Raw genomic sequence first — 19,195 nt, forward strand, 5'->3', positions numbered from 1 at the left:
GTTCCGGTATGACAAATGCTTGATCTGGCGCCGGCTCAGTCGTGGTGTCCGATCACGTTGCCGATATCATCTGCTCGCACGAGTGGAAAGGGGCGGAGGCTCAGATGACCGATGGGGAACAGCAGGCACATGTGGCGGGTGCGCCGCAGACGGGCCAGCCTGTACCGCAGCCCGGCAGTTCGGCACCGGGCTACGGCTACCCACCGGCCCAGCCGGGTGCCGTGCCCTTCCCGCAGCAGCACGGGGCTCCCGGAGTCCCCGGCCCCGCCGCCACTCCGCCGCCCCGTCAGGGCGGCCCGGGCTACGGGCAGTTCCCGACGTTCGCCCAGCCGGGACAGCCACAGGGACGGTACGGGCCGAGCACGTTCCGGGCCTCCGACATAGACGAGCCGGACTGGTCGGCGCTGGCCGAGCAGAACGAGGCGGAGCAGCGCCGTCGCCGCAAGCGGATGTTCGCGATCGGCGGCGGCTCGGCCGCGGTGCTCGTGGTGGGCGGCATCGTGGCCGCCTCGCTCTACCTGACCGACGGGTCGGCGAGGGTGGAGGCCGATCCGTCGGCCTCGCCCTCGGTGTCGTCCAGCGCCTCGGACAAGGCCAGCCCGTCCGCCGGGCAGAGCACCAAGCGTGCGGCCAAGCCCGAGGACATACTCGGCCGGGGCAGCACGGACAAGGCTCCGCTCACCGTCGAGACGCTCTTCCCGAGCGCCACCATCACGGTGCAGGGCCGGTCGTATACCCGCAGCGCGGTGGACTTCAGCGGGGCGTGCGGCGACGTGACGACCAACGGCCTCGGCCCGCTGCTGCGGGACCAGCTGTGCCGCGGTCTCTACCGGGCCACCTACACCTCCGACAAGTCGGTCGTGACCATCGGTGTCGCGGTCTTCGACGACAAGGTGCAGGCGAGCAAGCTCGACGGCGCGTTCAAGGGCAACGTGCAGCCGCTGGTCAAGGACCAGACCCCGAAGTTCTGCTCGGACGCGGGCGCCTGTGCGATCACCCATGACTCGCTCGGGCGCTACCTGCACACCACGATCACCGGAAGCAAGGACGGCAGCCCCGTCTCGGGCACCGACAAGGACGCCAAGCAGGCCGGCGCGGACGTGACCTCCTCGCTCCGGGCCACCCTGCTCGCCCGCGGTGCCGAGGCCGCCAAGAAGGCCGGCTGAAGCCCCGGCTGACGGAGTATTCGATGGAGTGGGGGAGGCGGACGGCCGTCGAGGCCGTCGTCGATCGACTGCGCGGGGTGGCGCCGCCGACCCGGCGGAGGCTGCTGGCCGCCGGTGCGGTGGTGCTGGCGCTGGCCGTGGTCCTCGGGTTGCTCCTGCGCGGCGAGGACCGGTCCGCGGCCGCCTCCGGTTCCGTCGGGGTCGGCCCGCTGCCGACCGCGGCGGACGGGGCGGGCGCCACGGGCTACGGGACGCCCGCCACGATGGCGGGGCTGCGCAAGCCCGACGGGCTGCACTTCGGCGTGAGCACCCCGGGTTCGCCGAACGAACCGGAGACCGAGAACGTCTCCGCCTCGGCCGGCCGCCGGCCCACCGTCCAGGAGTACTTCGTCAACTGGGACGAGGAGTTCTCGGCGGACCGGGTGACCTCCTCGTACCACCTCGGCGCGGTCCCGCTGCTCACCTGGCAGCCGTCGGCGGGCAAGGACCAGGGTGACGACCAGCCCGCCTACGCGCTCCGCAGGATCGCCTCGGGTGCCCACGACGGCTACGTGCGGCGGTTCGCGGACGCCGTGCGGGAGGTCCGCCAGCCCGTCGTCATCCGCTTCGCGCACGAGATGAACGCCGACTGGTACCCCTGGGCCGAGCAGCGCAGCGGGAACCGCCAGGGCGACTACGTCGCCGCCTGGCGCCACGTCCACGACGTCTTCGCGTCCCGGGGGGTCACCAACGTCCTCTGGTTCTGGTGCCCGAACATCCACCGCGGCACGGACAAGCACGAACTCGCCCGCTACTTCCCCGGTGACCAGTACGTGGACTGGATCGGCATGGACGGGTACAGCGAGAGCGAGAAGCGCGCCGACGAGGTCTTCGACGAGACCTACGCCGACCTGGTGTCCCTCTCGCAGAAGCCGATCTTCATCGGCGAGACCGGCGTCCGGCCCAACGTCAACAAGGCCCTGTGGACGGTCGACTTCTTCCGCTGGATCAAGGCCCACCCGCGGGTCGTCGGCTTCTCCTGGTTCCAGCACAGCGACGAGGAGGGCGGCCGCTACGACTGGCGGTTCACCACCTCGCCCGGAAGCGTCAAGGCCTTCCAGGACGGCCTCGCCGACCAGCGGCTGGTGCCCTGGCCGATGCGCTGAGGCCGCGCGGGCGGCCGGGGCCGCCCGCGCCGCCGCTCAGTCGTTGCTCGGAGCGGGCTGGACGCGCTCCAGCAGCAGGACCTTGATCTTGTGGAGCTCCCGGGTGCTGCTGACCTTGAACTGCTCCTGCAGGACGGTCCTGGTACCGGCCGCCATCTGGGCGAACGGGTTCGGCCCCGCGGCGGTGCTGACCAGCCAGAGCCGGTCCGAGTAGCGCGCGCACTCCGACGGGTCGTCGCACTCGGTGCCCTGGAAGCGCCCCAGGTCCTCCGGGTAGTACTGCAGCATCACGTCGGTGGGGGCCGGACGGTCGCGGAGCTCGTAGGCGAAGGCCCGTCGGGCGTTGAGCTGGCTGTTGAAGACCATGCCGTCACCGGGCTTCGCCTCGGCGGCGAGCAGCGCCGCCGCACCGCGGTAGTCGGGCTCGGCGACCGGGTTGTTCCGGATCGCCGCCATGGCCGACCGGTCGAGGACGGTGATGCCGGCCAGCAGGGTGGCCGCCAGGACGACGGCGACACCGCCGAGGGCGGTGTTGCGGCGCAGCGGGGAGAGGATCCAGGCGGTGCCGGCCGCCGCCAGGACCACGACGGGGGCGGCGGTGAAGAGCAGGTAGCGGTCGAGGAACAGGTGCAGCCGGTCGGCGGTGGCGAAGGTCAGCAGCGGCGGCAGCAGCGCCCAGACGGCCAGCAGCCCGACGTGGCGCCGCGCGGCCCAGAGACCGAGCAGGGCGAGGGCCAGGACGACGGCCGCCGCCGGCCAGGAGCCGAGCAGGTCCCTCGGGAGCTGCACGAGGTCGTCGCGGGTGGGGTTGTTCCAGGCGATCTGCTTGCTCTGGCTGTTGCCGCGCAGGACCAGGACGCTGATGCCGGCCAGGCCGAGGAGGGTGGCGAGCAGCCAGTTCAGTGCGACCGCTGCCCGCCGACTGCGGATCCAGGAGGTGAGGACGGCCGCTGCGTGGGCCGGTAGGACGAGCAGGCAGACCAGGTGGGCGGCACCGGCGAGGGTCAGGGTGACGCCGTACCAGGCCCATGCGGCCCCCGACCTGCCGTCGAGGCAGCGCAGCAGCAGGACGCCGGCCAGCAGGGAGAGCAGGACGGCGAAGGCGTAGGGCCTGGCCTCCTGGCCGTAGCGGGCGACCGCGGGCAGCAGCGCGAAGGCGGTGCCCGCACCCGCGCCGGTGAGCGAGGCGGAGAGGTCGGAGCCGCCGGCCGCCCGGTGGACCCGTCGGGCGAGCAGCGCGACGAGCGAGGCCGAGACCGCGATCGCGATGGCGGACGGCGTGCGCAGCGAGGCGGGGGAGTCGCCGAACGCCGGTGTCCACGCCCGCAGTAGCAGGTAGTAGGGCGCGATCACCGCGTCGATGTTGCTGAGCAGGGCGCGGAAGTCCGCGGTGTTCAGGGTGGCGGCCCACCAGCTGGCGTGCTCGTCGCGCCACATCTGCCGCGCGCCGATGCCGTCGAGGCAGCGGTACGAGGCGACGAGCGCGGGGAGGAGGACCGCGAGGACGCCCGCCGCGCGATGTCCCCGGCCCGACGGCCCGGTCTCCTCGTCGGTCGTGGCGGCGGGCCGCTCCGGCCCGGAGGGCGGTAGCGGCCTCTCCGCGGGCCGGAGGGCCGTCCGGAGCTGGTGAGGTTGCGTGCTCACTGTCGTTCCTTGGGTCCGTGGCGGGTGACGCCGGGTCAGTCGAGTCCGTCGGCGAGTTTGATCTGGCGGATGCCGTTGGAGAAGGCCCGCAGGGCCGCGGTGGTCTCGTCGAAACGCCAGTTGGCCTTGGCGCCCTGGTCCGCGTTGCGCTGGAACCAGATGAAGCCGATGACGTCCGGCTGCTTCGCCAGCCAGGCGAAGAAGTCGCTCGTCCAGGCGGGTTTGTAGGCGCTGCTGGTCTCGCGGCCGGTCTCGGTGATGAGGACGGGCTTCTTGGTGACGCCGCGCAGGGCGTCGAGGGTCGGGCCGAACGTCTCGTCCGCGGTGCGCTCGGAGTTCGTCCCGTAGCCCACCATCCCGGCCCAGTCCACGTAGTCGTCGCCCGGATAGAGCGCGGCGAGGTCGACGTCGGGCACCGGACGGAGGATGTTCGGGCTCCACACCCAGATGACGTTGGTCGCGCCCTCCTGGGCGAAGATGTCGTGGACGTGCCGCCAGGCCTGCACGTACTGGCCGCGCCGGTTGCCGTTCTTCTGCTCGGACCAGGGGTACCAGGTGCCGTTCATCTCGTGCGCGAACCGGATGGCGAGGGGCCAGCGCTGCTGGGCGACGCCCCGGGCGAACGCGTGGATGTACGCGTCGTGGGTGCCGTCGATGATCGTGGAGAGGCGGTACTCGGGCTGGTCGTCGCCGCCCGCCTCCTCACCGGCCCAGGGCTCCCACGCGAGGACGGGCAGGGTGCCGTGGTCGTAGGCGGCCTTCACGGCGGCCGGGTCGAAGTCCGCGTTCCACCGCACGAAGTACTCGGACATGGTCGGCCAGGCGCCGGAGGACTGCTTGATCCGCTGCAGCTCGGCCCCGGACCAGGGGGATTCCACGGTGCTGACGCCGAAGTACTTGCCGTTCGGCTTGGCGAAGACGGCGCGGTCCGGCATCGGGTGCGCCTTCTTCTCCGGCCGCAGCAGCTCCTCGAGGGCCGGCACGCCGGCGCTCTGTCCGAGACCCGCGTAGCGCGGCCCCCCGGCCTGCGCCGCGAGGGCGGACATCACGCCGTAGGTGAGCACGCAGAGCAGGGCGAGGTTGCCCGCCATCCACACGCGGAGGCGGATGCCGGAGCCGCGCTGCCACCAGCGGGGCTTCCTGCGGCGAGTAGCGGCCCGCTTAGACACTCATCATCACCGCGCCCACGAGCATGGCACTGCCCAGGAGATAGGGGATCGCGACCTTGGGGCTGCGGGCGCGCTCGCCGGCGAAGCTGTCGTCGCGGGTGCCCCACGAGGCGTTGTGCCCCATGCGGAAGAACCCGAGGAGACGGACCGGAAGCAGCACGAAGGTGTTGATCAGCATGAAGGCCGGAAGGTACAGCATGTCCTTGGACCGGTAGGCGAAGTGCCGGCCGAACCGGACGGCCAGCGACACCGCGGAGAGCAGCGCGGCGAGGACGAGGACGAGGAGCGTGGACTTCCACTGCTCCACCGGCAGGGGCAGGTCGTTGTACAGGCTCGGGCCGCTGCGGTGCCAGGCGGCGACCGCCCAGGACGAGAAGCTGCCGAGCAGGACGAAGGGGATCAGGATGTCCACCAGGTAGAAGAGGGCGAGCATCCGGGCGCGCCGCAGCATCCACGGCAGCATCCGCAGCGTGTTGTACTGCGAACCCCGGGCCCAGCGGTACTGCTGCTTGGCGAGCTTGCGGAGTTCCAACGGAGCGTCGGTGTACACCAGCGAGGTCGACTGGTAGACGGTCCGGTACCCCTGCTTGAGCGTGTAGTTGGTGAGCGTCCGGTCGTCGCTCACCTCCAGGAACACACCGAGGAACTTCTCGCCGAGGAAGTCGTCCATGCAGTCGAGGAGGATCTGCCGCCGGAAGGCGATGGTGCGCCCGGGGAGGCAGCCGACGGTGCCCAGGACGCTCATGGCGGGCAGCGAGTACTGGCAGCGCACGCTCTCCAGCCAGTCGGCCCAGCGGGTGAGCAGGGACCGGCCCGGGTCGAGGATGCGCTGGCGCGTGGTCACGCCGCCGACCTCCGGGTCGCGGAACGGCTTGACCAGCTCGCTGAGCGTGGTGGGCGTCCAGACGGTGTCGGAGTCGACGAGCACGGCGATCTCGCCGGTGCAGACCTCCAGGCCGACCCGCAGCGCGTTCCGCTTCCCGGGGGTCTCGGTCCAGCGCCAGTAGACGCCGAGCTCGTCACAGACCTTTTCGAGCGTTTCGTTGCGCTTCCCGTTGATCACCACGACCATCTCGGTCGGCTGCTGTTCGATGATGCGGTCGAGCACCGAGTAGAAGAGGTCGGCCGGCTCGTCCACCACCGGGATGATCACCGAGGTGGTCGTGGTATGGGGCCTCAGCCAGGGCTGGTAACGACGGGTCAATATCAGCCGGGTGAGCCACAGCAGCCATACCACTGCCATGAAGACGGCGAACGGATAGACCGCTCGGACGGTCCACCACTGCCGGATCTCTAGTAGGAAGGCGAGCATCTGAGGACGGTTCCGTGTCCGATCGGGCGCAGGCGTGGAACAGGGCGCCCTGATACTACGGGTAGCCAGAAGTCGCCATTCCCGGCATATCGCCAGCTAACGGATGCAGGTGCGTCAGATCTCCCACCAATCGCGACACATTCGTGACGCCGGACCGGTCCGAGCGGATCGAACGGGCTCAGAGCTTGCGGAGCCGGGCCCGGCGGACCTTGTGGTCCTGGCCCTTCTGGAGGATCAGGGTGGCCCGGCCGCGGGTGGGCAGCACGTTCTCCAGCAGGTTGGGCTTGTTGATGGTGCGCCAGACCTGGCGGCCGTAGTCCATCGCCTCCTCCTCGGGGACCTCGGTGAAGCGCTGGAAGTAGGAGTTCGGGTCCTGGAAGGCCGTTTCGCGGAGCTTGCGGAAGCGGTCCAGGTACCAGCGTTCGATGTCGTCGGTGCGCGCGTCGACGTAGATGGAGAAGTCGAAGTAGTCGGCGACGGCGAGCCGGGTGCGGCCGTCGGTGCCGGGGAGGGCGGGCTGAAGGACGTTCAGGCCCTCGACGATGAGGATGTCCGGGCGTTCCACCGTCAGCCGCTCGTCCGGCACGATGTCGTACACCAGGTGCGAGTAGACCGGGGCGGTGACCCTGTCCTTGCCCGCCTTCACGTCGGCGACGAACCGCATCAGCGCCCGCCGGTCGTACGACTCGGGGAAGCCCTTGCGGGCCATCAGGCCGCGCCGGCGCAGTTCGGCGTTGGGCAGCAGGAAGCCGTCGGTGGTGACCAGTTCGACCCGCGGGTGCTCGGGCCAGCGGGCCAGCAGCGCCTGCAGCAGCCGGGCGGTCGTCGACTTGCCGACCGCGACCGAGCCGGCCACGCCGATGACGAACGGGGTCCGGGTGCGTTCGGTGTCCGGTGTGTCCAGGAAGGTGCCCACCGCGCCGCGCAGCTCGTGCGTCGCGTGGATGTACAGGTTCAGCAGCCGGGACAGCGGCAGGTAGACGTCCCTGACCTCGTCCAGGTCCAGTGCGGTGCCCAGGCCGCGCAGTCGCTCGACCTCGTCGGCGGTCAGGGGCAGCGGGGTGCGCTCGCGCAGCGCGCTCCACTCGGCCCGGTCCAGATCCACGTACGGGGAGGGGGTGGGCGCCTGGGCGGCGCCCCTCGTACAGAGTTCGGTCAGCACATCCCCCATTGTGGTCCGTCCGGGCGCGGCGGGATGCTGTGGCATCGGTCACGCGCGGTGTCGGCAAGGCGTGACCGGGGTGAGCGGTGAGCGTGACCTGGGTGAACGAAACGCCGCATATGCTGGCACGCATGTGCGGAATCGTTGGATATGTGGGGTCCCAGTCGGCCCTCGACGTAGTGATCGCAGGCCTGCAGCGGCTGGAGTACCGGGGGTACGACTCCGCCGGTGTGGCCGTGCAGACCCAGGGGCTCGACGGGCAGTGGAGCCTCGCCACCGACAAGCGGGCCGGCAAGCTCGCCAACCTCCAGAAGTCCCTTGCCGAGACCCCGCTGCCGGCGGGCACCAGCGGCATCGGCCACACCCGGTGGGCCACCCACGGCGGCCCCACGGACGCCAATGCCCACCCCCACCTCGACGACGACCGCAAGGTCGCCGTCGTCCACAACGGCATCATCGAGAACTTCGCGACCCTGCGGGCGGAGATCGCCGAGCGCGGCCACACCCTGCGCTCCGAGACCGACACCGAGGTCGTCGCCCACCTGCTCGGCGAGGCCTACCAGGGCGACCTCGCCGAGGCCATGCGGACGGTCTGCCGGCAGCTGGACGGCGCCTTCACCCTCGTCGCCACCCACGCCGACGCCCCCGACGTGGTGGTCGGCGCCCGCCGGAACTCCCCGCTGGTCGTCGGCCGCGGCGAGGGCGAGAACTTCCTCGCCTCCGACGTCGCCGCCTTCATCGCGCACACCCGCGAGGCGATCGAGCTCGGCCAGGACCAGGTCGTCGAGCTGCGCCGCGACGGCGTCACGGTGACCGACTTCCACGGCAACCCGGCCGAGGTCCGCGAGTACCACGTGGACTGGGACGCCTCCGCCGCCGAGAAGGGCGGCTACGACTACTTCATGCTCAAGGAGATCGCCGAGCAGCCGAAGGCCGTCGCCGACACCCTCCTCGGCCGGATCGGCACCGACGGCCGGCTGACCCTCGACGAGCTGCGCATCCCCGACCAGGTGCTGCGCGAGGTCGACAAGGTCGTCATCGTGGCCTGCGGCACCGCCTTCCACGCCGGCATGATCGCCAAGTACGCGATCGAGCACTGGACCCGCATCCCCTGCGAGGTCGAGGTCGCCTCGGAGTTCCGCTACCGCGACCCGATCATGGACGACCGCACCCTGGTCATCGCCATCTCGCAGTCCGGCGAGACCATGGACACCCTGATGGCGCTGCGGCACGCCCGCGAGCAGGGCGCCAAGGTGCTGGCGATCTGCAACACCAACGGCTCCACCATCCCGCGCGAGTCCGACGCGGTGCTGTACACCCACGCCGGCCCGGAGGTCGCGGTCGCCTCGACCAAGGCGTTCCTGACCCAGCTGGTCGCCTGCTACCTGGTCGCGCTGTACCTCGGCCAGGTCCGCGGCACCAAGTGGGGCGACGAGATCTTCACCATCATCCGCGAGCTCGGCGACGCGCCGAAGCAGGTGGAGCAGGTGCTGGAGACCATGGAGCCCGTCCGCGAGCTGGCCCGTTCGCTGGCCGACGCCCGCTCGGTGCTCTTCCTCGGCCGCCACGTGGGCTTCCCGGTCGCCCTGGAGGGCGCGCTGAAGCTCAAGGAGCTGGCGTACATGCACGCCGAGGGCTTCGCCGCCGGCGAGCTCAAGCACGGCCCGATCGCGCTGATCGAGGAGGGCCTGCCGGTCGTCGTGGTCGTCCCGTCGCCGCGCGGCCGGTCGATCCTGCACGACAAGATCGTCTCCAACATCCAGGAGATCCGCGCCCGCGGCGCCCGCACCATCGTCATCGCCGAGGAGGGCGACGAGGCCGTCGTCCCGTACGCGGACCACCTGATCCGCATCCCGGCGACCCCGACGCTGCTGCAGCCGCTGGTCTCCACCGTCCCGCTGCAGGTCTTCGCCTGCGAGCTGGCCACCGCCAAGGGCCACGAGGTCGACCAGCCCCGCAACCTGGCGAAGTCGGTCACCGTCGAGTAGCCGGACCCGCTCCGCCCGGAGCCCCTGTGGTGGCGTGCGCTACCGCAGGGGCTCCGTGTCGAGCGCGAACGAGAACGGGGCGGGCAGGTCGAGGGGCTTGCCGAAGGCCGCCTGGGTGTGGACGGTGTAGTCCCCGTCCGCGGGGTCGGTGAACAGGGTGGCGCTTCGGTAGCTGCGGTCGATCAGCAGGTAGCAAGGGATGCCGGAAGCCGCGTAGCCGCGGCGCTTGGCCTCGCGATCCCTGGCCGGGTTGCCGGAGGTGATCTCGAAAACCAGTAGGACCCCTGCCGGCGATGCCCAGGGCTCGGCATCCTCGAAGTGCCCCACCGGGCTGATGGTGCCGTCCGGGATGAACCGGCCGCCGGGTGTGATCAGACCCTTCGTCCCGGCCAGGTCCACGTCGACCGCGGCCTTGCGGATGAACTGCCTGACGAGCAGGGCGAACACGGTTTCGTGGGACCCGTCCGGCGGCGGTGTCACGACGATCTCCCCCCCGATGAGCTCGGCCTTGAAGCCCGGCGGGGTCTCCAGCTCCAGGAACGCACGGAGCAGGTCGTCCGCGGGCGGCGGGTGCTCGACAGCCGGCATGGCGACCATGGCCCTTCTCCCTCCTGCCGATCGGCGCCGGGGCACACGGTAGGCGTACGGATCGGTACCGGAGGGGGCTCGAAGCGGTTCTCACTCGAAAGTGTGCCGTACAGTCCCCGGCAGCGGCCGGTGTCGGAGAAGGAGTCCACGGGTGATCATCGGGGTCGGGATCGACGTCGCGGAGATCGCGCGGTTCGGGGAGTCGCTGGAGCGCACCCCGCACCTCGCGGACCGGCTCTTCACCGAGGCCGAGCTGACGCTGCCGTCCGGGGCACGTCGGGGCACCGCCTCGCTCGCGGCGCGGTTCGCCGCCAAGGAGGCGCTGGCCAAGGCGCTGGGCGCGCCGTCCGGGCTGCGGTGGACGGACGCCGAGGTGCACACCGAGGACTCCGGCCGGCCGGTGCTGAAGGTCACCGGCACGGTCGCCGAGCGGGCCGCCGCCCTCGGCGTCCGGTCGTGGCACGTGTCGCTGAGCCACGACGCGGGCGTAGCGTCGGCGGTAGTGATCGCCGAGGGCTAGCGCGAGCGGCCCCGGGACGCCCCAACGCCACGGGAGGCCGCCGATGCGCCGCGCACACACCGTCGAACAGGTCCGGTCCGCCGAGGCCGACCTGATGGCCCGGCTGCCGGAGGGCACGCTGATGCAGCGCGCCGCCGCCGGCCTCGCCGCGACCTGCGCGCGGCTGCTCCCGCGGGTGTACGGCAGCCGGGTGCTGGTGCTGGCGGGCAGCGGGGACAACGGTGGTGACGCCCTGTACGCCGCTGCCCGGCTGGCCCGCCGCGGCGCCCGGGTGTCCGCGGTGCTGCTCTCGCCGGAGAAGGCGCACGCCGCCGGTCTCGCCGCGCTGCTCGCCGCCGGCGGACGGGTGACGGCGGATCAGGGCGAGTTCGAGCGGGCCGACCTGGTGCTGGACGGCATCGTCGGGATCGGCGGCCGCGGCGGGCTGCGGCCCGAGGCGCAGCCGTTCGCGGCGCTGCCGCGGCGCGGCCGGGTGGTCGCGGTGGACGTGCCGAGCGGCGTCGACCCGGACACCGGCGAGGTGCCGGGCGTGGCCCTGCGGGCGGACGTGACGGTCTGCTTCGGCACCTACAAGCCCGGGTTGCTGATCGACCCCGGCGCGTCGTACGCGGGGGTGCTGCAGCTGGTCGGGATCGGCCTGGAGCTGCCGCCGGCGCCGGTCGCCGTGCTGCAGCACGCGGACGCGGCGGCGCTGCTGCCGCTGCCCGGCGCGGAGAGTGACAAGTACCGGCGCGGCGTGGTCGGCGTCGCGGCCGGTTCGGCGCGCTACCCGGGGGCGGCGGTGCTGGCCGTGGCCGGGGCGCTGCGCGGCGGGGCGGGCGCCGTCCGCTACGCGGGGACGGCCGCGGCCGAGGTGGTGCGGCGCTTCCCGGAGGCGCTGGTGACCGCCGGCGGGCCCGCGGAGGCCGGCCGGGTGCAGGCCTGGGTGGTCGGCCCCGGCTCCGGCGAGGGCGTGCGGGAGCTGCTGCCCGAGGTGCTGGCGGCGGACGTGCCGGTGCTGGTCGACGCGGACGGGCTGGCCGAGCTCGCCCGGCTCGGCCCGGACGCGCTCGCCGGCCGGTCCGCGCCCACCCTGCTCACCCCGCACACCGGGGAGGAGGCCCGGCTGCTGGCCGGCGCGGAGGGCGGTGCGCCGCCCGCCGCGGACGGCCTCGCGGCGGCGCGGCGGGCGACCGCGCGGCGGCTCGCCGCGGCCTACCGGGCGACGGTGCTGCTCAAGGGCTCCACCACGGTGGTCGCCGAGCCGGACGGCACCGTCCGGGTGAATCCGACCGGCACCTCCTGGCTGGCCACGGCGGGCAGCGGCGACGTGCTGTCCGGCCTCGCGGGATCGCTCATGGCGGCCGGCCTCGGCCCGCTGGACGCCGGCGCCGTCGCCGCCCACCTGCACGGGCTGGCCGGCCGGACGGCCGCCGCGGGTGCCCCGGCCGCCGCGCTGGACGTCGCGGAGGCGCTGCCCGAGGCCTGGCGGACGGTGCGTTCGGCGGGCGCCGGGCGCTGACACCGGCCGCGCCGCCCGGGCGGCGGGAGGGTACCGTTCCGCGGAACCGAATGCTCCGTTTCACGCGTCTCCCACTGATGACCGCCGGGCCCGGCCGGGGTCGTGAGCCGGGCAGCGGCGCCGGTCTGGGAGACTGATAGGCGATGACAACTGCGAAGACGACCGGAACTCCCGCCCTCACCCACGGGGTCCGCGCCGAGGCGGCCATCGACCTGGCCGCCCTGCGGGAGAACCTCGCCGCGCTGGGGGCCCGTACCGATGCCGCGCTGATGGCCGTGGTCAAGGCGGACGCCTACGGCCACGGCGCGCTGCCGTGCGCCCGCGAGGCGGTCGCCGCGGGCGTGCGCTGGCTGGGCACCGCCACCCCCGAGGAGGCGCTCGCCCTGCGCGCCGCGGGCATCCGCCCCGAGCAGGCCCGCATCCTGTGCTGGCTGTGGACCCCGGGCGGCCCCTGGGCCCAGGCGCTGCGCTCGCACGTCGACGTCTCCGTCAGCGGCCGCTGGGCACTCGACGAGCTGCTCGCCGCCGTCCGCGAGACGGGCGTGCCCGGCCGCGTCCACCTCAAGGCCGACACCGGCCTCGGCCGCAACGGCTGCCAGCCGCACGACTGGCCCGAGCTGGTCGCCGCCGCCCTGCGCGCCCAGGCCGAGGGCCTGATCGAGGTCGTCGGCCTCTGGTCGCACTTCGCCGCCGCCGACGAGCCCGGCCACCCCTCCGTCCAGGTCCAGCTGGACGGCTTCGCCTCCGCCGTCGCGCACGCCGAGGCGCAGGGCGTGCGGCCCGAGGTCCGGCACCTGGCGAACTCGCCGGCCACCCTGCTGCTGCCGCAGTCGCACTACGACCTCGTCCGGCCCGGCCTCGCCATGTACGGCCTCTCCCCGGTGCCGGACATCGGCACCCCCGCCGACTTCGGGCTGCGCCCCGTGATGTCGCTCACGGCCCGGCTCGCCCTGGTCAAGACCGTCCCCGGCGGGCACGGGGTCAGCTACGGCCACCACTACACGACGCCCGGCGACACCACCCTCGGCCTGGTGCCGGTCGGCTACGCGGACGGCATCCCGCGGCACGCCTCCAACACCGGCCCCGTCCAGATCTCCGGCAAGTGGCACACCGTCGCGGGCCGGGTCGCGATGGACCAGTTCGTCGTCGACCTCGGGGGCGACACCCCGCCGGTCGGCGAGGAGGTCCTGCTCTTCGGCAGCGGCGAGCGCGGCGAGCCCACCGCCGAGGACTGGGGCCGCGCCTGCGGCACCCTCTCGTACGAGATCGTCACCCGGATCGGCTCCCGGGTGCCGCGCCGCTACGTGGGCGCGGGGGACGGGTCGGGCCTCTGATGGCGGAGGGCGCCGACGGGAATCCGGTCGCCGCGGTGGCCAAGGCCGCCGGGGCGGCCTCCGGCGGCGTGAGCAGGGCCGGCCTGATCGGCATATCGCTCGGCGTGGTCGCGGCCGGTGCCGCCGCCGGCGTCGCCGTCGAGCGCCTCACCGTCGGCCGCTCGATGCGCCGCCGCGCCCGCGAGGAGCTGGACGCCGCCGCCCCGTACGGCTCGCTGCGCGGCCGCCCGCGCACCGTCACCGCCCCCGACGGCACCGAGCTGTACGTCGAGCTCGACGGCACCGGCTGGGACGAGGCGGTGCCCGGACCGGCCGGGCGGCCCGAGCAGCCCGAGGACGAGGGCCAGCGCCGCCGCGCCTGGTTCACCCGGCGCAGCGGCGCCGCCGGCGTCGACCGCACCGGACTGCCCGGCCTGCTCGGCGGCACCGGCGCCCTGGCCCGGGCCGGCCGGCCCGCCGAGGCGGCCCCCGCCGACACCCCGACACCGCTGACCGTCGTCTTCTGCCACGGCTACTGCCTCAACCAGGACAGCTGGCACTTCCAGCGCGCCGCGTTCCGCGAGGGCCTGCGGCTGGTCTTCTGGGACCAGCGAAGCCACGGCCGCTCCGAGCGCTCCCGCTCCTACCTGGCCGGCGAGCCCGCCTCCATCGACCAGCTCGGCGGCGACCTCAAGGCCGTCCTCGACGCCGTCGCCCCCGAGGGCCCGGTCGTGCTGGTCGGCCACTCCATGGGCGGCATGACCGTGATGGCCCTCGCCGACCAGCACCCGGAGCTGTTCCGCGAACGGGTCGCCGGGGTCGGCCTGGTCGGCACCCTGGCCGGCGACTGGAACTCCGTCACCCTCGGCCTGCCCGCGGCCGGCGCCCGGCTGCTGCGCAAGCTCGCCCCCGCCACCGTCCGGCTGCTCGGCCGCCAGGTCGAACTCGTCGAGGCCACCCGCCGGATCGGCGCCGACGTCGCCGCGGTCTTCTACCGCCGCTTCTCCTTCGGCTCCAAGGACGTCGACCCGCAGGTCGTCCGGTTCGCCGAACAGCTCCTCGACGCCACCCCGATCGACGTGGTCGCCGAGTTCTACCCGGCCTTCGGCCTGCACGACAAGAAGGCCGCGCTGGCCGCCCTCGACGGCGTCCCCGTCCTCGTCCTGGCCGGGACGGAGGACCTGCTCACCCCGCCCGCGCACAGCGAGGAGATCGCCCGGGCACTGCCCGGCGCTGAGCTGGTCGTCCTCCCCGAGACCGGACACCTGCTGATGCTGGAACGGCCCGCCGAGGTCGACCGGTACCTGGCCGGGCTGCTGCGGCGCGCCGCCGGACACGCCGGCGTCCCCGCCCCGCCCGACCCGAGCCCCCACCCCTGACCGCGGCCCCGCCGCCACCCGGAAGGACACCGACACCCCCATGGGCAACCAGCTCACCCTCACCGTCGCCACCCCCGAGCGGATGGGCCGGCTCGGGAAGGGCCTCGCCGCGCTGCTGCGCCCCGGCGACCTGGTACTGCTGCACGGGGAGCTCGGCGCGGGCAAGACCACGCTCACCCGGGGCCTCGGCGAGGGCCTCGGCGTGCGCGGCGCGGTCACCTCGCCGACCTTCGTGATCGCCCGCGTCCACCCGCCGCTCGGCGGCGGCCCGGCCCTCGTCCACGTGGACGCCTACCGGCTCGGCGGCGGACTGGACGAGATGGAGGACCTCGACCTGGACGTGTCCTTGCCCGAGTCGGTGGTCGTCGTCGAGTGGGGCGAGGGCAAGGTCGAGCAGCTCAGCGAGGACCGCCTGGAGGTCCGGATCCACCGGGCGATCGGCGGCGCCGCGGAGGAGGCCGACGACCTCGACCCGCGCCGGGTCACCGTGACCGGCCTCGGCGGCCGCTGGGACGGCGTCGACCTCGCCGTCCTCGACCGGGGCTGATCCCGCCGGCGCCCCCGCACCTCCCCGCCCGCGACACCCCGACACTTCCCGACACGGCGTCGGGAAGGTGTTGCGGCCCGGCCTGCCCTCGTGATGGGATGGGAACTGCGGTTAGGTCTGCCTAACTAGGGAGGCGCCCCGATGGCGAGCACCACCCCCGCTGCGGCACCCACGCCGCAGGACCGTCCCGACGACACCGCGGCCCGGCCCGGCGAGGTCCCGATGCGCGCCCTGCTGGCCTCCTGCGCGTCCGCCGCCGCCGTCTCCACCCCGCCCGCGCGCCCGCAGCCCGCGGCGCAGGACCACCCGGAGCCCACCGCGCCGCCGCGCGCGGCCTGACACCGCACCGCCGCCCGCGCGGGACGGCACCGGCCGGAGCCCCGGCCCGGGCCGCTGCTCCGCGACGGCGGCTGCTCAGCGACGGCAACTGCTCCGCGAGGGCTGCTACTCCGCGAGGGCTGCTACTCCGCGACGAAGACCCGGGTACCGGTCGGCGCGAAGTCCCACAGCACCTGCCCGTCCGCCCGGGACGAGCGGATCCCGCCGGTGCGCAGGCCCGCGTCCGGCGGCGCCGTCGAGCCGTCCACCGCCGAACCGAAGCCGAACACCACCTCACCCTGCTCGGTGAACCGCACCACGTGCTCGATCTGCCGGTGATCGGTGCCCTTTCCGGTCGCCGTCCGGCTGTACACGCTGTAGCTGCCCGGAGTGGGCTCCACCGAGCCCGGCGTCACCGCGAACGAGGCCTGCAGCTGCGGGTCCTTCCGCGGGTCGACCAGCCACACCCGGTGCTGCGAGACCGAGTACACCACCCGGTAGCCCGTCCCCGACGAGGCGGGCAGCGCCGGCATCGACGCGGTCGGGGCCGGCGCGGTCGGCGACGGGTCGGCGGTCGCGCCGGCCGCCGCCCGGGCCTCCTCGGCCCGCGACTGCGCCCCCTCCGCCTGGACGGCCAGGAGCGCCACCACCGCCACGGCCCCCGCCGTCAGCCCGGCGACCACCAGGCCCGGAACCGTCCTCACCACGCACGCTCCCACCGCTCGCTGCCCGTGTCCGCCCCATCGTGCCAGGTCCGCGCCCGCCCGATGGCGCGATCCGATGGTGTGTTCCCACCCCCGGCCGCCGCCGCAGATACCGCCGCGGCCGTCCACCCCGCACCGCCGGGGCGACGGCCCCGGCCGACCCTCTAACCTTGATGCCGTGCTGCTGCTCGCGTTCGACACCGCAACCCCCGCCGTCACCGCCGCCGTCCACGACGGCACGGCCGTCCTCGCCGAGTCCTACGAGGTCGATGCCAGACGGCACGGCGAGCTGCTCCTGCCCACCATCGGCGACGTGCTGCGCACCGCCGGCGTCGACAAGCGCGAGCTCACCGCGATCGCGGTCGGCGTGGGCCCCGGCCCGTACACCGGCCTGCGGGTCGGCCTGGTCACCGCCGCCGCCCTCGGCCACGCGCTCGGCCTGCCCGTGCACGGCGTCTGCACCCTCGACGCGATCGCCCACCAGGCCCGCCGCGAGGGGCTGACCGGCCCGTTCACCGCCGCCACCGACGCCCGCCGCAAGGAGGTCTACTGGGCCGCCTACGACGAGGACGGCACCCGGACGGAGGGCCCCGCCGTCGACCGCCCCGGCGACCTGACCCCGCCGCAGCGCTCGGTCGGCGCCGGCGCCCTGCTCTACCCCGAGACCTTCCCCGGCGCGACCGGCCCCGAGCACGTCTCGGCCGGCGCCCTCGCCGACTTCGCCGCCGCCGAACTCGCCGCCGGCCGCGACCTGCTGCCCAACGCCCCGCTCTACCTGCGCCGCCCCGACGCCCAGGTCCCGGCCGGGTACAAGGCGGTGCTCCCCGCATGACCCGCCGGCCCGCCGCGGAGAGGGGCGTGGGATGGACGTGATCCTCCGCCCGATGCGGTGGTGGGACATCGAACCGGTCATGGACCTCGAACTGCGGCTGTTCCCCGAGGACGCCTGGTCGCCCGCCATGTACTGGTCCGAACTGGCCGAGGCCCACCCCGGCGGCACCCGCCACTACACCGTCGCCACCACCGAGGACGACCGCATCGTCGGCTACGCCGGCCTGATGGCCGTCGGCACCGAGGGCGACGTCCAGACCATCGCCGTCGACGAGCGCCTGCAGGGCGCCGGCCTCGGCACCGCGCTGCTCACCGACCTCGTCGAGGAGTCCGCCCGCCGCGGCTGCGCCGAACTGCTGCTGGAGGTCCGGGTCGACAACCTGCGCGCCCAGCGGCTGTACGAGCGGTTCGGCTTCCAGCCGGTCGGCGTCCGCCGCGGCTACTACCAGCCCGCGAACGTCGACGCGCTCGTCATGCGCCTCGACCATCCCACGCACGATTCGAAGGACCCGAAGAATGGCTGACGAACCGCTCGTCCTCGGCATCGAGACCTCCTGCGACGAGACCGGCGTCGGCATCGTCCACGGCACCACCCTGCTCGCCGACGCGGTCGCCTCCAGCGTCAACGACCACGCCCGCTACGGCGGCGTCGTCCCCGAGATCGCCAGCCGCGCCCACCTGGAGGCGATGGTCCCGACCATCCAGCGGGCCCTCGACACCGCCGGGATCAAGGCCACCGACCTCGACGGCATCGCCGTCACCGCCGGCCCCGGCCTCGCCGGCGCCCTGCTCGTCGGCGTCTCCGCCGCCAAGGCCTACGCCTGGGCCCTCGACAAGCCGCTGTACGGCGTCAACCACCTCGCCTCGCACATCTGCGTCGACCAGCTGGAGCACGGCCGGCTGCCCGAGCCGACCATGGCGCTGCTGGTCTCCGGCGGCCACTCCTCGCTGCTGCTCTCCTCCGACATCACCAGCGACGTCCGACCGCTCGGCGCCACCATCGACGACGCCGCCGGCGAGGCCTTCGACAAGGTCGCCCGGGTGCTCGGCCTCGGCTTCCCCGGCGGCCCGCACGTCGACCGCACCGCCCGCGACGGCGACGGGAAGGCCATCGCCTTCCCGCGCGGCCTCAGCGCCTCGAACGACCCCGCCTACGACTTCTCCTTCTCCGGTCTGAAGACCGCCGTCGCCCGCTGGGTCGAGGCGAAGCGCCGGGCCGGCGAGGAGGTCCCGGTCGCCGACGTCGCCGCGTCCTTCCAGGAGGCCGTCACCGACGTGCTCACCCGCAAGGCCGTCCGCGCCTGCAAGGACAACGGCGTCGACCACCTCATGATCGGCGGCGGCGTCGCCGCCAACTCCCGGCTGCGGGAGATGGCCCAGCAGCGCTGCGACCGGGCCGGCATCGTGCTCCGGGTGCCCCGCCCGGGCCTGTGCACCGACAACGGCGCCATGGTCGCCGCGCTCGGCTCCGAGATGGTCCGCCGGGACCGCACCCCCTCCGCCTTCGACCTGTCCGCGGACTCCTCGCTGCCGGTCACCGAGGTGCACGTCCCGCACACCGAGTTCCACGCGCACGCGCACGAGTCGCTGCGGTGACCCGCGCCCTCATGTGGGAGGCCCGCGCCGCCGAGGGGCGGGCCGCCGAACTGGAGCGGTGGGTGCGCGAGGAGGTGCTGCCCGGCCTGCGCGCCGCCGCCCCCGACCGCCTCGAACTGCTCACCGCCGAGGGCGACCGGGTGCTGCTCATCACCTGGTGGACGGGCGAGCCGGCGCACCTCCCCGATCCGCCGGACGGGTTGACCGCGCGACCCGTCCACCGCTGGTCGTTCACCCGTGCGCACGTCGAGTAGCGTGCCCTCCTGAGAGAACGCTGGACCCGGTGCGCACCGCCGCCGGGCCGGGTGGGGG

At 73.8% G+C, this 19,195-nt stretch carries 19 protein-coding genes; 13 read left to right on the top strand and 6 right to left on the bottom strand.

Annotation, left to right across the window (positions count from 1 at the left end):
- Positions 1-104: 104 nt before the first annotated feature.
- Positions 105-1,166 (top strand): hypothetical protein, encoded by a 1,062-nt coding sequence (locus ABD353_RS01005; protein ID WP_344621486.1) that lies wholly within the window; start codon positions 105-107, stop codon positions 1,164-1,166.
- 23 nt (positions 1,167-1,189) lie between these two features.
- Complete coding sequence (locus tag ABD353_RS01010; RefSeq protein ID WP_344621487.1) at positions 1,190-2,311, top strand: glycoside hydrolase family 26 protein; 1,122 nt, start codon at positions 1,190-1,192, stop codon at positions 2,309-2,311.
- Positions 2,312-2,347: 36 nt separating this feature from the next.
- Here ABD353_RS01010 and ABD353_RS01015 read toward each other — a convergent pair whose 3' ends face one another.
- The 4 genes from ABD353_RS01015 to coaA all read right to left on the bottom strand — a co-directional run bounded on the left by ABD353_RS01015 (position 2,348) and on the right by coaA (position 7,607).
- Complete coding sequence (locus ABD353_RS01015; protein ID WP_344621488.1) at positions 2,348-3,955, bottom strand: glycosyltransferase family 39 protein; 1,608 nt, start codon at positions 3,953-3,955, stop codon at positions 2,348-2,350.
- 35 nt (positions 3,956-3,990) lie between these two features.
- Positions 3,991-5,124, bottom strand: a complete 1,134-nt coding sequence (locus tag ABD353_RS01020; RefSeq protein WP_344621489.1) for a glycoside hydrolase family 26 protein — start codon at positions 5,122-5,124, stop codon at positions 3,991-3,993.
- Positions 5,117-6,436 carry a glycosyltransferase family 2 protein gene (locus ABD353_RS01025; RefSeq protein WP_344621490.1) on the bottom strand — a complete coding sequence of 440 codons (1,320 nt, stop codon included), beginning with the start codon at positions 6,434-6,436 and terminating at the stop codon, positions 5,117-5,119. Before ABD353_RS01025 ends, ABD353_RS01020 begins: the two co-directional genes overlap by 8 nt.
- Positions 6,437-6,614: 178 nt before the next feature.
- A complete protein-coding gene (coaA, locus tag ABD353_RS01030) occupies positions 6,615-7,607 on the bottom strand; it encodes a type I pantothenate kinase (protein ID WP_344621491.1) in 993 nt (330 codons plus the stop codon).
- Positions 7,608-7,729: 122 nt separating this feature from the next.
- Here coaA and glmS point away from each other — a divergent pair, with 122 nt between their 5' ends.
- Positions 7,730-9,586: a glutamine--fructose-6-phosphate transaminase (isomerizing) gene (gene glmS, locus ABD353_RS01035; RefSeq protein ID WP_344621492.1), complete on the top strand. Its 1,857-nt coding sequence runs from the start codon at positions 7,730-7,732 to the stop codon at positions 9,584-9,586.
- Between the two features lie 39 nt (positions 9,587-9,625).
- On the opposite strand, the gene ABD353_RS01040 is transcribed toward glmS, so the two are convergent.
- Positions 9,626-10,183, bottom strand: a complete 558-nt coding sequence (locus ABD353_RS01040; RefSeq protein ID WP_344621493.1) for a Uma2 family endonuclease — start codon at positions 10,181-10,183, stop codon at positions 9,626-9,628.
- 142 nt (positions 10,184-10,325) lie between these two features.
- Here ABD353_RS01040 and ABD353_RS01045 point away from each other — a divergent pair, with 142 nt between their 5' ends.
- The 6 genes from ABD353_RS01045 to ABD353_RS01070 all read left to right on the top strand — a co-directional run bounded on the left by ABD353_RS01045 (position 10,326) and on the right by ABD353_RS01070 (position 15,773).
- Entirely contained in the window at positions 10,326-10,694 is a 369-nt protein-coding gene (locus ABD353_RS01045; RefSeq protein WP_344621494.1) for a holo-ACP synthase, read from the top strand.
- 43 nt (positions 10,695-10,737) lie between these two features.
- The gene (locus ABD353_RS01050; protein ID WP_344621495.1) at positions 10,738-12,195 is read left to right on the top strand and encodes an NAD(P)H-hydrate dehydratase; all 1,458 of its coding nucleotides are present in this window, start codon (positions 10,738-10,740) and stop codon (positions 12,193-12,195) included.
- Positions 12,196-12,338: 143 nt separating this feature from the next.
- On the top strand, positions 12,339-13,529 hold the full coding sequence (alr, locus tag ABD353_RS01055) for an alanine racemase (protein WP_344621496.1): 1,191 nt from the start codon (positions 12,339-12,341) through the stop codon (positions 13,527-13,529).
- A complete protein-coding gene (locus ABD353_RS01060; RefSeq protein ID WP_344621497.1) occupies positions 13,529-14,887 on the top strand; it encodes an alpha/beta fold hydrolase in 1,359 nt (452 codons plus the stop codon). Before alr ends, ABD353_RS01060 begins: the two co-directional genes overlap by 1 nt.
- A 40-nt stretch (positions 14,888-14,927) precedes the next feature.
- Positions 14,928-15,434 carry a tRNA (adenosine(37)-N6)-threonylcarbamoyltransferase complex ATPase subunit type 1 TsaE gene (gene tsaE, locus ABD353_RS01065; protein ID WP_344621498.1) on the top strand — a complete coding sequence of 169 codons (507 nt, stop codon included), beginning with the start codon at positions 14,928-14,930 and terminating at the stop codon, positions 15,432-15,434.
- A 141-nt stretch (positions 15,435-15,575) separates the two neighbouring features.
- A complete protein-coding gene (locus tag ABD353_RS01070) occupies positions 15,576-15,773 on the top strand; it encodes a hypothetical protein (protein ID WP_344621499.1) in 198 nt (65 codons plus the stop codon).
- A gap of 122 nt (positions 15,774-15,895) precedes the next feature.
- Here the strand turns inward: ABD353_RS01070 and ABD353_RS01075 are convergent, their stop codons facing one another.
- Positions 15,896-16,456, bottom strand: a complete 561-nt coding sequence (locus tag ABD353_RS01075; RefSeq protein WP_344621500.1) for a hypothetical protein — start codon at positions 16,454-16,456, stop codon at positions 15,896-15,898.
- A 178-nt stretch (positions 16,457-16,634) separates the two neighbouring features.
- On the opposite strand from ABD353_RS01075, the gene tsaB reads away from it, so the two are divergent.
- The 4 genes from tsaB to ABD353_RS01095 are packed head-to-tail and all read left to right on the top strand — an operon-like array spanning position 16,635 to position 19,137.
- Positions 16,635-17,288, top strand: a complete 654-nt coding sequence (gene tsaB / locus ABD353_RS01080) for a tRNA (adenosine(37)-N6)-threonylcarbamoyltransferase complex dimerization subunit type 1 TsaB (RefSeq protein WP_344621501.1) — start codon at positions 16,635-16,637, stop codon at positions 17,286-17,288.
- A 31-nt stretch (positions 17,289-17,319) separates the two neighbouring features.
- Positions 17,320-17,811 carry a ribosomal protein S18-alanine N-acetyltransferase gene (gene rimI, locus ABD353_RS01085; RefSeq protein WP_344621502.1) on the top strand — a complete coding sequence of 164 codons (492 nt, stop codon included), beginning with the start codon at positions 17,320-17,322 and terminating at the stop codon, positions 17,809-17,811.
- Positions 17,804-18,883 carry a tRNA (adenosine(37)-N6)-threonylcarbamoyltransferase complex transferase subunit TsaD gene (tsaD, locus tag ABD353_RS01090; RefSeq protein WP_344621503.1) on the top strand — a complete coding sequence of 360 codons (1,080 nt, stop codon included), beginning with the start codon at positions 17,804-17,806 and terminating at the stop codon, positions 18,881-18,883. Before rimI ends, tsaD begins: the two co-directional genes overlap by 8 nt.
- Complete coding sequence (locus tag ABD353_RS01095; protein ID WP_344621504.1) at positions 18,880-19,137, top strand: hypothetical protein; 258 nt, start codon at positions 18,880-18,882, stop codon at positions 19,135-19,137. The genes tsaD and ABD353_RS01095 overlap by 4 nt, the downstream gene beginning before the upstream one ends.
- Positions 19,138-19,195 lie beyond the last annotated feature (58 nt).

The organism is Kitasatospora arboriphila (assembly GCF_039528095.1).
GTDB classification, from domain to species: Bacteria; Actinomycetota; Actinomycetes; order Streptomycetales; family Streptomycetaceae; genus Kitasatospora; species Kitasatospora arboriphila.

Excerpts from the sequence above, each read along its gene's own strand:
- ABD353_RS01025 (WP_344621490.1), bottom strand. The coding sequence starts at position 6,436 with ATGCTCGCCTTCCTACTAGAGATCCGGCAGTGGTGGACCGTCCGAGCG.
- coaA (WP_344621491.1), bottom strand. The coding sequence starts at position 7,607 with ATGGGGGATGTGCTGACCGAACTCTGTACGAGGGGCGCCGCCCAGGCG.
- ABD353_RS01010 (WP_344621487.1), top strand. The coding sequence starts at position 1,190 with ATGGAGTGGGGGAGGCGGACGGCCGTCGAGGCCGTCGTCGATCGACTG.
- tsaD (WP_344621503.1), top strand. The coding sequence starts at position 17,804 with ATGGCTGACGAACCGCTCGTCCTCGGCATCGAGACCTCCTGCGACGAG.
- alr (WP_344621496.1), top strand. The coding sequence starts at position 12,339 with ATGACAACTGCGAAGACGACCGGAACTCCCGCCCTCACCCACGGGGTC.
- glmS (WP_344621492.1), top strand. The coding sequence starts at position 7,730 with ATGTGCGGAATCGTTGGATATGTGGGGTCCCAGTCGGCCCTCGACGTA.
- ABD353_RS01070 (WP_344621499.1), top strand. The coding sequence starts at position 15,576 with ATGGCGAGCACCACCCCCGCTGCGGCACCCACGCCGCAGGACCGTCCC.
- tsaE (WP_344621498.1), top strand. The coding sequence starts at position 14,928 with ATGGGCAACCAGCTCACCCTCACCGTCGCCACCCCCGAGCGGATGGGC.
- ABD353_RS01040 (WP_344621493.1), bottom strand. The coding sequence starts at position 10,183 with ATGGTCGCCATGCCGGCTGTCGAGCACCCGCCGCCCGCGGACGACCTG.
- ABD353_RS01060 (WP_344621497.1), top strand. The coding sequence starts at position 13,529 with ATGGCGGAGGGCGCCGACGGGAATCCGGTCGCCGCGGTGGCCAAGGCC.
- ABD353_RS01050 (WP_344621495.1), top strand. The coding sequence starts at position 10,738 with ATGCGCCGCGCACACACCGTCGAACAGGTCCGGTCCGCCGAGGCCGAC.
- rimI (WP_344621502.1), top strand. The coding sequence starts at position 17,320 with ATGGACGTGATCCTCCGCCCGATGCGGTGGTGGGACATCGAACCGGTC.
- ABD353_RS01005 (WP_344621486.1), top strand. The coding sequence starts at position 105 with ATGACCGATGGGGAACAGCAGGCACATGTGGCGGGTGCGCCGCAGACG.